The sequence below is a fragment of the Methylomonas sp. MgM2 genome (assembly GCF_054172045.1).
Window position 1 is genome coordinate 61,460 of sequence record NZ_JBSYXO010000012.1, and the last position, 13,384, is coordinate 74,843.

The window sequence follows — 13,384 nt, forward strand, 5'->3', positions numbered from 1 at the left end:
GTGTCAGCACCGGTAGTCAAAACTCTAAATAGCTGATGCATGTTCACTTTCTGAGCAGTACAAGAGCATATTTGTACGATCTGATAAAGGAAAATTCCGATATGGATTTAAATTTAGCACGTATGGTAGAGCCACTAATATATTTTAAGCGAATTGCTTTTTTTTCGATTAGAAACCACGATATTGATGCAAATATAAAAGTTAAAAATAGCGACATTAGAAAATAATAAAAAACACCAAACTGGTTGAGTGAAATGGCGGTTAGCGTCTTTTGTATTGGAAATGCATAAACATATACGCCATAACTGAAATCGTTCGATGAGCCGAAATTGTAAAAAGGTACAACTGCCGCTAGATAAAATACGCAGTATGCAGTTGTTAAAGGAGATATTAATGGGTAAATTCCTAATCTTAATGTAATGAGTGCCAATACTACTGCTACAAAGGCCCAGGCATGGCCCAGGGTATTTCGCGTAAAATAAAAGATAGCCCCCATAAAGAAATGTGCTGTCGTACGATATGTTGATGCCCCGGCTAGTCCATTCCAGCTTGGATCTTTGTAAATGCAATAAAAATAGAGAATCCAGCTGAATATCGCAATACTTAGGATGACCCATTTTTTGAGTAGTCCGGTTGCTCCCAGTAAAGCGATCAAACAATACAATCTGAACTCATGATACAAGGACCAAAGAGAGCCATTGACACTTTCATTACCAAAAATACCGGGAATATAGCCTTGTTCGAATAAAGGTATTTTTTGAGAAAGATTACCTAGGTCAGGGGTCCAGCCCAAAATTAGGGGTAATAAAAAACCAACCATGGATTGGAATGCCGATAGGGTTGGACCAAGAATATTTTGCTTAGCATAGGATAAATCAAATTTATCTAGAAAATACCAATGAAGTAAAATTGATGATAAAACTATGCACAACCAATATCCTGGAAATATTCTTAAAAATCTGTGCCATAAAAAAATAATCACGGAATTGATTTTCTTATAGCTCATCGTGATTAATAAACCGCTAATGGCGAAAAAACAATCAACTGCCAACGCGCCAATGCTATAAATACTCTGACTAAAATAAAACACAGGATCAAAACCAAAGCCACCTAGCTCAAATGAATGCCCTATGAGGACAGAAACAGCGAGTACTAAACGAAGAAAATTAAAGCTGTTTGATTTAAGGTCCAAAACGACTGTATTCATGCTCTGAAGTGGCTTTTTATATTTTAGCGGTTTGCAATATCTAAGAGTAATGGTATTAAATTACCGCAGCACCAAAATGTCTTGTTTGCTAACTGTTTCGTCGCTTAGGCATTTAAAGGTTTGCGTTGGAATCCGATGATGCTAGCCAACGCGGAAGCAAACAGCCAAAAGGCTGCGGGAAGCGGGACAGGGGTGCCATTAATGCTTCGATTCCAGGCCAAAGAATAGTCCCAATTAAAGGTGTTGTTATCGCCTTCTAGTGAACTGACCAGTAGCTGATATTCATGGCCGGCAACCAGATTTTGCCAAAAAATGTTTTGCGTGTTGTCCAGCATGCTTTCGGATTTGGCAATGATTGCATTGTCGTCGGTGGTGTCCACTAGAAAAAGCCCCAAATGATGGATTGTGGTATTCAACTGGCTATCGTTGCTGACGCCTGAATTCCATACTAGTGAAGCGGCTATGCTCTCGCTGGCGTAAGCGGTAAACGAATAGGTTGCAGTGCTGTTGCTGCCCGCTCCACCGCCGAAATTGGGATCATAGTCGAATCCGGTATAATCGATCTCGCCTAGGCTGCTGGCGTCGTCTTCGAAGCTGTTTTGTTCGCCTCCTGTTAGGATTTGGTAGCTGTTGTAAACATTCAATTGACCGGCGCCGTAGCGAGTATCAAGGCCATTAGCCGTTTGATGGTTAGCACTACGATAGTCGTTAATATCGCCGTAGTCGCTGGTGTTGTTGGTTTGCCGATCGGCGCCTGCCATTAAGGCGGCTTTGATTGTTTCCGAGCGTTCCGCGTTATAGATTGTCCCAACACCCTGTGTCGTTGTACTGCCATTCGATAAGCCGGTTTGTTCGTGGCCGGTTTGTACTAGCAGTGCTGTCGCGGCGGCGACGATTGGGGTGGCGGTGCTCAGGTTGGCGGCAGGAGCCACCAAATGAGTCATTGCTCGACCACTGGGGTAATCGGTATCTACAACATCGGGTGCTATATAAACATTGGCCGAATGACTGCCGTTTTGCGTGCTGGTCAAGCCTACGTTAATGGCATTGTAAGTATTGCCTAATATTTGCGAACCGGTGGCGCCGACCTGGATATATTCATTTAAGTCAACCTGGCGATCTATTGCGTGCAAAATCCAGCTATCGTTCTCTAGTGCGCCGAACATTGCCCAACTATGGTTTGCGATGCGTCGGTCAGTGACCGTTGCTTTACCGGTATCTTTTCCAGGTCCTGAGTTTATCAGGCTGTTGAGCCATTGATTGACCTCGTAACTATGAATATCGTCGATTGCCGGTGCCATGGAAGTACCCGTGCCATAGAAGGTCATTCCTACTCCGGTCGCATGGGGAGAATACGTGGTGGGTGTGGCGCTTTGACCGGGATGGGCAAAGGATTTGCCGATTAGCGGGCCTGCGTTTGGGTCCGGAGCGAACAATGGGTTTGCCGGATCAGAGCTAGTAGACGCTTCTACTTGGGTCACCTTAACGTCAGCCCCGTCTGGCGCGTCGATACCTAGTTCAGTTTGTAACTCGGTATAGCCAACGTCAATTTTGTAATCAGCAGAGGCTTGTGTGCATATGCCTAAAAGAGGCAGGAAAAGCCAGTTAAAGGTACTTTTCTTGTTTGAAAACATCGTTACTCCTGTATAGATTATTGCCTCTGCCAAGGCGGTTGTCATTAAAGTCAAAATTTTGGGTTTGCTGTTCGGGCGTAATAGAATAGCGTAATCCAACAAAATCAAAGTGCTGCGTTCTATTTGGTTTGAGCCGAATCTGTCTATATGCTCTCCGAAACCTACCGTAAAAAGCTAAAGCTTTTTCACTCCGAAGCCGGGCCGGGAGTGCAATTGCTTTAGCTATTGCTTAATAGTCGCTCAAAGAGTGCCGGTTTTTCTTATTTCACGATATCCTCGATAACAAAGAATGTGTTGTGAAAGTTCTTATGGTGGTGCGGGCGATTCTAATAGAATGTCCGGCTTGATTAATACGCAACATTTGAGCAAGTCAAAAATTACCCGATTTCATGGTTTACATTTCCCGATGCGTTTAATGCCAGGAATAATTGAACTCAGCGCCCCAGCCCATAACCAGAATGAGGGGGGAACAGGCACCGGAGAACTGAGTAGCAGACCGATCACGCCGCTTGCTTGACCTTGCCAGTCTGAGCTGAAGCTACCGCTGAAAGGGTTAGGATAAGCTTGACTGGCAAAACTGATAACGCTTGCCGCAAGACTTTGCCCACTGTAAAGAAAAGCTAGCTCGCCGCCTATGGAATTCAAACTCAAGTCGAATTGATCGTTACCGGATACACCATCAAAATAGCCGAATTGGGTGACATTGGCGGTCAACAGGGTGCCGCTAAAATCGACAATGTTGTCGAAATTGGTGTCCACGGAACCGATGATTGTCAAGTTCGGAGAGGTGGAATCGTTTGGAGTGAGGTTGCCATTACCGTCAACTTTAAACTGAATGGATAGGTTTTTGGGAATTTCGTTCTGTACACCGCTAATTACGCCATTGATAAATGGATCAATCGAAAACAACGTACCGGGCGTGCCTGAGATTGTGACTAATCCGGTACTTGCCTGGTAGCTAATATGACCGGAGGCGCCAAACTCGATGGTGGGTAACTCCGGTGTTAGTCCTATCAAGGTGGCTTGTGCCTGGGTTGGTGCTATGCCGATAGTCGCAAGGATACTGGAAACGGTGACGAAGGAGCGTACTTTCATATTATTCTATCCTTGTAAGAGGTGCAGCCTTGATCTGCTTTACAAAAGGGCTTGGGCGAAGTCAACTATCGCCCATAACTATAAGGCCATTGGTGGATACAACATATATCGGAATCGCAAAGCAATGTTTGGGCCATGTGATGTGAAGGCTGCCGAGTAATGAATGTATTCCTTCATGTTTTCGTTTTCCGGGTTGCGTAGCAGGGCATATCGCCTAAAGTGTGTTATTTGCCGCAATTTTTTGGCAGCTCCCAACCTTGATTGTGTTGGCTTACTCGTTTGAGTGAGAAATTGCCTGTTTATTTAGCGCATTGTATTGATGCTGATATAAGGTCGGTTTTGTATTCAATCCACGCGAAACAGTAAGGAAATAGCACAAGATTCTGTCGTTGGCCGGCATGTTCCGGCCATCAGGCGGGCTAGACGGTTTTATCGTGAAACGAGAACTTTTTCTTGAGTGGCATTTATTTTGCTTGAAATAGCGATTTGATGCTTGGGTTTGGCAGCGAGTTTATAACGATTGCCTAAAATAGCCGGTTCGTGATGCCGGGCGCCATATTCCGCATTCATCCGAATGACCTACTTTGTTTGAAATTTCAAAATGTCCGTTTCCGTTAAGAATGAAGTTTGCGAGTCTTCCAATCGTTCCGATATAACATCCGCCGCGTCAAATACAAGCACGGCACATCCGGAAAGCGCTGTTTATTGGCGTTTCGCTAATAGTACCTGGTGGCTATTGGGTATCGGTTTGAGTTTGACCATTTGGGCCTACTATAGTGGCTTGGAAAATCTGTTTCATCGCTGGGAGGTCGAAGAAGAATATAACCACGGTTATTTTCTACCGTTGGTGACGCTCACCTTTTTATGGCAACTGGGGCCCCGCCTTGCCAAGCAAGAGTTTCAGCCGACTTGGTCCGCGTTAGCGCTCGCCGGATTAGCCTTAGTCATGTTTATCGTGGGTGAACTGAGCGCCATTTACTTGCTGATCCATTATTCCTTCATCCTGGTACTGTTTGCCCTATCGCTCGCTTTGGTTGGCTGGGCCGGTACGCGCCTGACGTTCGCACCGATCGGTATTTTAGTGTTCGCCATTCCTATTCCGTACTTTCTGGAAGCGACGATTACTTCCAAATTGCAGTTGCTTTCCTCTAAGTTTGGCGTCAGTTTGATTCGTGCTTGTAACATTCCCGTATTTCGGGAAGGTAATTTAATCGATTTAGGCGTTTTTAAACTCGAAGTCATCGAAGCCTGTAGCGGCTTAACCTATTTATATCCTCTGCTTGGCTTCGGGGCGATTTGCGCTTACCTGTATCACACCAATGTCTGGAAACGGGTGATCATCATTATTTCGACGATACCCATTGCCATACTGCTGAACAGTTTTCGTATCGGCATGATCGGATTTTTAGTCAAATATTTCGGTAGCGAGCAGGCGGAAGGGTTCTTGCATGACTTCGAAGGCTTTGCCGTATTCATGGTTTGTGTCGCGATTTTGTTCGTGGAAATGTGGGCTTTGACGTTTGTCGGCGAAGATCGGCGTTCTTTCGGCGAAGTATTCGGTTTGACCTTTGAGCCTTTATCAATCACGGCGGAAGACCAAATCAAGAACAGGCCGCTATCAAAACCATTAATCGCTTGTGTTGGCATGATTGCGCTAACCGTCTTTTTAACGTCTTCAATAAGCGCTCGTTCGGAAATCAAACCGGAGAGGGCGTTTTTCTCGGCATTTCCAAGAGTGATTGGCGATTGGCATGGCACGCCGGGAGCGTTGGAAGCGGCGGCGTTAAAGACACTGGAACTGACCGATTATCTGCTGATGGATTTTTCAAATGCAAAAGAGGTTCCGGTTAATTTCTATGTGGCGTATTACGAGTCTCAGCGTAAAGGATCGTCACCGCATTCGCCGACGGTTTGCTTGCCTGGAGGAGGCTGGCAAATCATTGACATGGCTCGCCGGACTTTCTCGGACGGAACCGGAAAACCCTTCGAGTTTAATCGGGTCATCATCCGTAAAGGCAAAACCAGTCAACTGGTGTATTACTGGTTTGAAGAGCGGGGTAGGGTGATGGCGGATGAATATCAGGTCAAGTGGTATTTGTTTCGAGATGCGCTGTTGGAGAACAGGACGGACGGTGCATTGGTTCGTGTCATTACCCCTATTGCCGACGGCGAGCCGGCAGAGGCCGCCGACCAACGTATCAGTGCGTTTTTGGCTGGCGCGTTGCCATTGCTACCCGACTACGTGCCAAGGTGAATATCACGGCATGATGTGCTCATCACGCAAGCGAGTGCGCTTGGCCCGGCTCTATGATTGCCTGTAAGGCGTTCTCGTCGGAATCGATTTGGCGATTAACGATTTTTATTACTTCATTTATCAAGGAACTCTATTGTGACTGACAGGTTGAAAACCCCAGCTTCCCGTTTATCCAAAGTTTTGGCTGTATGTTTGCTCGCGCTATTGATGGCCTGTTCGGAAGAAGACCCGCAGCAATACATTCAGGAAGGGAAAGCGCTGTTTGAAAAAGGCGACATGGAAAGTGCCCGGGTGCAGTTCAAAAATGCATTGCAGGTCAATCCTAAGTTATCCGAAGCTTATTATGGCTTAGCGCTCCTTGATGAAAAGAAACAGGATTGGCGGGCAATGTTTGCGAATCTGCAGGAAGCCGTGGCGATAGATCCTAATCACGTTGAGGCGCGTGTGAAGCTGGGACAATTGTACATGTTACAGGGGCAACTCGATAAAGCCAAAGAGCAGGTCGACAGTGCGCTTGTCTTAGAGCCGGAAAATATCGATGCAATGATTTTTGAAGCGGCCGTGCTGTTTCGCGAAGGAAAAAATGCCGAGGCGCTGGAGAAGATAAATCAAGTTTTAGCCAAAGATGCAGGCAATGCCGATGCAATTATTTCGCAGGCGACCATTTTATTCAACGAAAAACGTAACGATGAGGCTTTGGCGGCCGTTCAAAAAGGTATTGGTGCCAATCCGGATAATGCCGGTCTGCGCTTGTTAAAAATTCGGTTTCAAACAGAACTCAAGCAATATGACGAAGTAGTCAGTGAGTTTGAAGAATTGATTGCGGCACATCCGGAAGACAAATCGTTACGGCATGCTTTGATTGATTTACTGGTGAATATCGACAGGGTGGATCAAGCCGAGCAAGTATTGCAAGAAACGATCGCCAAAAATCCCGATGACATTGAGTTAAAGCTAAAGCTTGTCGCTTTAGTCGAACGCCGTGACGGGACGGAAGCCGAGGCGATGTTGAAAGGATTTGTGGCCGAACGGCCTGATGACGTTCGATTGAAATCCCGTTTTGCCCGTTTCTATGCGGATCACGGTCGCTCCGAAGAAGAGCAGTCTATTCTGGAGGATATTGTATCTGCAGACCCGAAAGGTAAAGACGGGTTAGCTGCTAAAGTCCGGTTGGCTGGAATTGCATGGGCAAAGAATGATAGGGCGACGGCGGAAAAATTGGCTGACGAAGTCATTGGCGCCGATGCGGGGAACGGCGAAGCCTTATTATTGCGCTCCGGTTTGCGCCTCGATGACAAGGATTCGGATGGCGCAATTTCGGATTTGCGTATCGTTTTGCGTGACCAACCCAATTCCGACAAAGCAATGATTATGATGGCGCAGGCTTACATGATGAAGGGAGAGTCCGAAGTTGCCGAAAGTCATTGGCGTAAGGCGCTTGATGTAGCGCCGGACAATGTTTCGGCATTAGCGCCGATGATTGGCCAATTACTCAAAAGAAGCGACACGGCGCGTGCGCAAGAGTTATTGGATAAAGCCATGAAAACCAGTCCGGCGAATCCGGCGATTTTGGAATTACTAATTCAAGTGAAAGTGGCCAAGAAAGACTGGGAGGGCGCTAGCGCGACGGTAGCGGAATTGAGCAAGCTGCCTCGTAGCCAGATGGTCGCCGAATTCTGGAGTGGTCTGTTGGCCGCCGAGCGTGGGGAGTACGATGCCGCGATCGGGCATTACCAAATTGTTCTGGAAAAACAGCCTAATTTCACCCGAGCCTGGCAGTCGATGGCTCAGGCTTATCAAAAGGCGGGTAAAAGCAAGGCGCTGGTCAGTTACCTGAATGGCTTCATCCAAAAAAATCCGGACAATCTACAAGCGTATTCCTTGTTAACATCGGCTTATGCTGAGCAAAAACAATGGGATGACGCGGAAAATACGTTAAGGAAGGCCGTTGAAAAAGCGCCCGATGAAATGGAGTTTAAACTGCGTTTAGTCAATCTGGTTGAACGCCGCAGCCAGCCAGAGGCTGAGGCTTTATTGAAGCAATACGTAGCGGACAAGCCGCAAGATCTGGAGCTCAAATTTCGTTTGGCGGCCTATTACACTACACATAAACGGTACGAGGATGCCGATGCCGTGTTGAAAGAGATTGTGGCGGCTGACTCATCCGGCAAGACCGGCCAGGTGGCACGCATGCGACTGGCACAAAGCGCATTGCGGCAAAAAGATGTTTCCGCGGCGAGCACTTGGATAGAAGACGTGTTGAAAATCAATGCCGACAATTCGGAAGCCTTGCTGCTGCGAGCGGGAATGCGGATGGATGACAAGAATCCGGACGGTGCCATAAGCGACTTGCAACGGATCGTGCAAATTCGACCCGATGCCGACCGTGCGATGCTGATGCTGGCGCAAGCTTATATGGAGAAAGGCGATGTCAACGCGGCGGAAACCCAATGGCGTAAAATGTTGGAGCTGAATCCGGGGAATTTCCAAGCTTTGAGTCCGTTGATCGCGCAAATGCGTCGGCGTGGCGAGGACGGTTTGGCGGAAACCTTGCTGGAAAAAGCCAATAAGTCAAATCCGGCTAATCCGCAAATCGCCGAACTGTTGGTTCAACTTAAAGTGGCGAAAAAAGACTGGCTCGGTGCTCAGATCGTTGTCAACGAGTTAAAAAAACAAGCGCAAAGCGGCGTTAGCGGCGAAATGCTGAATGCCATGTTGTCGGCGGCTCAAGGTCATTATGCTGATGCGATCGAAGCTTATAAAAACGTATTATCCAAACAGCCTAAGGCGGATCAAGCGCTTTCAGGATTGGCAAGCGCATATGAAGCCGCCGGCCGTCGCGATGAATTGCTGACTTATCTGAAAGACTTCGTCAAACAGCACACCGATAGCATTGCCGCGCGTAATGCATTAGGTTTGGTATATACGGCGCAACAGCGATGGAATGATGCGGATAAGGTTCTGCGCGAAGCGCTGCAGTTGCAGCCAAAATCCATTTCAACCTACCGCATACTGCTTGCCATGCTGCAACAGCAGGGAAAAACGGACGAGATTGAAGGTGAGCTGAAAAAAGCCATTGCCCAATCACCGGAAATTCCGGAGCTTCAACTGGAATTGGCCAAGCATTACGAGCAAAACCGGAAACCGGATGAGGCGATTGCGATTTATCAGGCGCTGGTTGATAAATATCCTGATAATAATGAATTGGCGAACAATTTGGCCGATCTGTTGGTCAGTAATCGCCATGATCAAAACAGTATTCAGCAAGCGACAAAGCTGGCCGAACGCTTTAAGGGCAGTGAAAACCCTTATTTCCTGGATACCTATGGGTGGGTGATGTTGAAAGCGGGGCAAACCGATACAGCGTTAGCGGCGTTAAAAAAATCAGCCGAAGCATTGCCCGAATTAGCGCCGATTCGTTACCATTTAGGTGAAGCGTTTTATAAAGCCGGCGACACAGCCGCCGCCGCGGAAGAGCTTAAAAAAGCGTTGGAACTGGGTGAGAAAAAAGGTGGATTTAAAGATGTGGCAAAAGCCCGCGAACTGCTGCAGCGTATCAATGGAGTCAGCTAATAGCTAGGTAGCCCGGATGCAATGCAGGAATGGGGTGTGGCCCGCCAGTCCCGGATTTCGCCGGCTCCATCCGGGCTACCTGCTTTTGGATTTAATGCGTTCCGGGATACTTTGAACCGGCTTTCTGAAACTTATGGCTGTGCTCGCAATTGATCGAGCGTTTCAATGTCCTTTTGCTTGCTTTCGTTGTTCGGTGAAACTTGATGTGCGGCATCGGAAAAAGCTGAAGCTTTTTCACTCCAGGAGTGCAAATGCTTTAGCTTTTGCTGATTCGACCCTATGTTTCTAAAATAGGATCAAGGCGGCCAACTCAGTAGGGTTGCCATCGGTTTATATGGGTGTTCCACGATGGCGATTGTTTATTGGTATGTCGGCTACAGCGTTATCAAAATAAATCCCCCGTTAGTTCAAGGCTAACGGGGGATTCTCAACCTACCTGTTACGGCGCATCCTGCGCCAATTCCATAAATTGGTCCTTAGTCAGCCGGGCTTATTAAAATTAAGCCGGCAATACGCTTTTACGGCGGCGAGCACCTACCAAACTCATCAGGGCGCCGCCGAACAGCCAGGCTGCGGCTGGAACAGGCACAGGTGCGCTGGAGATTGCCAACGAGTAATTGGATACGTTTTGACTCCATGTGCCAATAGTGCTATTGCCACCCAGATAGATGGAATACACTTGACCTGCTGTTGCTAGGAACGTGATGCCGTTGACGGCGTCAACGGTTGCATCATGCATCAGGTAGTTTACGCCTTGGGTGCCGAATGGATTGTTACCGGTAGATGGTGTGGCGTTTTGGTTCCAGGCGCCGTGATGGGCATAGCCTTCGGTATTGGTATCCATGCCGGTAAAGATGGTAACGCCGAAGTTGTCATTCAGCGAAGGATCAGCCAGATTGTCAAGTTTAAGCGTGATATATTGAGTAGCTGCGGATTTGATCAAGCCGATGTCGGTCTGGTGTTTCCAGCCAGTAACACCGAAGATGGTGCCGCCATTATCCATCCAAGCTCCGGCACCGGTATCGATTTCCGCCGCGAAACCGTACTTAGTAGAGGAGTCTGCACTCGAAATGGTGGCAGTATCACCGACCGCACCCAATTCGGCTGCCCAGTTCAAATGAGACGAGCCAACATAGCCGAATGGCGTCGAATAGGAAACTTGGCTGCTGCCGTTGATGCCGACAAAGCCCTGTACCGCCCCGACAGTATTGTTTGGATGTGCATCCTTGTAGGCTTGGCTAGCGTTAGGGTTAATAAGACCGTTAGTTTGAGCTGCGCTATTCGGATTGTTGTTGTAGCCGATGCCGCCGTAAACCCAGCCATCGGTGTCAGTAGCTTGGTTAGTAGTAAAAGTATTGTACATCGTGGTAGACGTCGCCGATGCGTTGGACGCTGCGCCCAGGGACAATGCGCCGCCCGCCAAAGTCAGAGTAATCGCACGAGCAAGTTTTGTTTTCATCATGAGTGAAATGCCTCAATTTTTATTTTGCAAAAAATAACCCGGAATTTTTTCGAGCGATGCTTCCCATTGCTATTCCGAGTCCATTCAATTCAAGAAGAGGCGGCGCAACCGTCTTGAGGCAAGACCTCGCGCTTTCCGAACCCAACTCGCGATGGGCGTGGCTTTTTCTCTTCCAAAGTTTCTGACATTAGTCTTTGCCAGTCTTCTAATATTCAGCAGGATGTATGCCAGCTGTGGTCATGGCCGTAATAAAAAGCTTACAGAAAGGGGATGTCGTAAAAGTCGGGTGGCTTGAATACAAGTAAGCCAAGGTTTTGATTCTGCTGGATGATGCTGGGCTAGCCTAGCCTACGGTTTAGCCTTTGCGGCTCATCCCAATAGGATGAATAATTGAATAGTGTTATTTAACGCATTACGATAGGGTTATTGAGGTTTTTGGCTTGTTTCGCTTAAAAGAGATACTGGATGCGTGCATTTGTAAGAAAATCCCTCGCCTGTATTGCACGGGCGAGGGATTCGTTTGATGCGGCAGGCTATTGAAGCTCGGTTCAATAGCCTGTGTCACGCGCTCAGAGGACTTTGCGTTTGCGAGTACCGATCAAACCGGCGATCGCGCCGCCGAACAGCCAGGCGGCGCTTGGAACCGGTACCGGTGCGGTCGCAACCGAGAACGTGAAGTTCTGGCCGGCGCCGCAATTGCTCTCAGGATTAGGCCCTCCGCAGCTGCCGCCCAAGGCGAGCAAATAATAGCCTGATTTCAATCCCATCAAAGTCAGGCTGGCATAGTCCAGTGCGGATGACGAGTCGTTTTGATTTAACTGGCTGTAAGACCAGCTGGAAGTGCCGGGGCTGGTCAACCACGGCGAACTGGTGTTGACGCCGCCGTGATCAACGGTGTCGCCGTCGGAGTTGGTGATCACAAAGCCGGCGTTGGCATAGCCAACCCAGCCATCGGAGCCCGCGATAACGCCGCCGGTGGTCAAAGCATTATTTGTGATTTTTGCTTCCCCAGGGCCTGATGGTCCGCGCAGCTGGTTGAACTCATGAAAACCGCCGCCGCCGGTGGTTACGGGATTGGTGCCGCCGGTCCAAACGCTAAAGGCCGGGTTGTCGAGCGTATTGACGTCTGCCAAGCCGTTGTTGCCGGCGCCGGTCATGGTAAGGGTAACGTCATAGGTTGTGCCGTTAAGTATATCCGCAGCCGAGCCGATTTGCAGAGTTGCCCAGGCGGTCGAGTGGACCCAGCCGAGATTGACGGTTGCGCCGTAATCGGTCCATGACTTGTAAGGCGCGGATGAACTGCTGTTGAGTGTTACGCCGGTAAATGTGCCGATATCAAAAGTTGCGCCGCCAAACGCCAAAGCCTGGCCGGGCAGAGTCGAGATGGCCGCCAAGCCCAAAGACAGGCGGATGGCTTTTCTGAGTTTTTTCATTATTTACTCCGTCTCAATTAAAATGAAAGAATGTTGGCTGTCGGTTGCTGGTCGGTAACGTCAGTTTTTGACTACAATCTAATAATACAGCATGTTTCATCCAGCATTTTTTATGCCGATTTGATGGTCGGCTTGGTTAAGGCGTTTAATGCGTAGCGGATTTCCCGGACTTCATGCATTACATTCGGGCTCCCCGCTGCCGGAATATCGAATGGGGTTCAATCAATGTGTCGGCATATGCGCCAAAAACCATTCGAGCAGGCGAATGCCGCTAATCACGGCACCGACCGAGCCGATGACCCAAATGGTTTGCCGATGTATGGCTTGAGTCAGTTTGATTTCAACGTCTTTGATTTCTTTAGTGAGTCTGGCTTCTACTTGAGTGATGCGCATATCGACGTCTTTGATGCGCAAGTCGATTTCTCTAAGTTCCTTTTGCAGTCTGGCTTCGACTTCTTTGATCCGAATATCGATTTCCTTGATTTCCTTCTGTAACTTGGCTTCGACTTCCTTGATTTCCTTCTGTAATCGCAGTTCCGTTTCTCTGACATGGCTTTCGGTGGCGACGTCTTTCAGATTGGGATAGCGCTCTTCCAGCTGCTCGAAAGCATCGGCAATGGCTTTGGCCCTTGTACGGTCTTCGCCGGCCTCGGTGAGTTGTTCGTAGAGTCTTAAAGCAACGCTCATGCCGGGTGCTCGATAATGTGACGGGTGCGCTGATTATAA

Annotated in this window: 8 protein-coding genes; 2 read left to right on the forward strand and 6 right to left on the reverse strand. The window is 48.2% G+C overall.

What is annotated here, in order from left to right; all coding sequences use genetic code 11:
• Nucleotides 1-43 precede the first annotated feature (43 nt).
• The 3 genes from ACW73I_RS11160 to ACW73I_RS11170 form a co-directional block, all read right to left on the reverse strand.
• A complete protein-coding gene (locus tag ACW73I_RS11160) occupies nt 44-1,207 on the reverse strand; it encodes an acyltransferase family protein (RefSeq protein ID WP_458029409.1) in 1,164 nt (387 codons plus the stop codon).
• 104 nt (nt 1,208-1,311) lie between these two features.
• Nucleotides 1,312-2,841: a hypothetical protein gene (locus tag ACW73I_RS11165; RefSeq protein WP_458029410.1), complete on the reverse strand. Its 1,530-nt coding sequence runs from the start codon at nt 2,839-2,841 to the stop codon at nt 1,312-1,314.
• 387 nt (nt 2,842-3,228) lie between these two features.
• Nucleotides 3,229-3,936: a hypothetical protein gene (locus ACW73I_RS11170; RefSeq protein ID WP_458029411.1), complete on the reverse strand. Its 708-nt coding sequence runs from the start codon at nt 3,934-3,936 to the stop codon at nt 3,229-3,231.
• Nucleotides 3,937-4,537: 601 nt separating this feature from the next.
• Between ACW73I_RS11170 and xrtD the strand changes: the two genes are divergently transcribed.
• The gene (xrtD, locus tag ACW73I_RS11175; protein ID WP_458029412.1) at nt 4,538-6,190 is read left to right on the forward strand and encodes a VPLPA-CTERM-specific exosortase XrtD; all 1,653 of its coding nucleotides are present in this window, start codon (nt 4,538-4,540) and stop codon (nt 6,188-6,190) included.
• A 135-nt stretch (nt 6,191-6,325) separates the two neighbouring features.
• Complete coding sequence (locus ACW73I_RS11180; RefSeq protein WP_458029414.1) at nt 6,326-9,763, forward strand: tetratricopeptide repeat protein; 3,438 nt, start codon at nt 6,326-6,328, stop codon at nt 9,761-9,763.
• A gap of 499 nt (nt 9,764-10,262) precedes the next feature.
• Here ACW73I_RS11180 and ACW73I_RS11185 read toward each other — a convergent pair whose 3' ends face one another.
• The 3 genes from ACW73I_RS11185 to ACW73I_RS11195 all read right to left on the reverse strand — a co-directional run bounded on the left by ACW73I_RS11185 (nt 10,263) and on the right by ACW73I_RS11195 (nt 13,345).
• Entirely contained in the window at nt 10,263-11,225 is a 963-nt protein-coding gene (locus tag ACW73I_RS11185) for a VPLPA-CTERM sorting domain-containing protein (RefSeq protein WP_458029415.1), read from the reverse strand.
• Between the two features lie 569 nt (nt 11,226-11,794).
• A complete protein-coding gene (locus tag ACW73I_RS11190) occupies nt 11,795-12,658 on the reverse strand; it encodes a hypothetical protein (RefSeq protein ID WP_458029416.1) in 864 nt (287 codons plus the stop codon).
• Between the two features lie 222 nt (nt 12,659-12,880).
• The gene (locus tag ACW73I_RS11195) at nt 12,881-13,345 is read right to left on the reverse strand and encodes a hypothetical protein (protein WP_458029417.1); all 465 of its coding nucleotides are present in this window, start codon (nt 13,343-13,345) and stop codon (nt 12,881-12,883) included.
• Between the last annotated feature and the right edge of the window lie 39 nt (nt 13,346-13,384).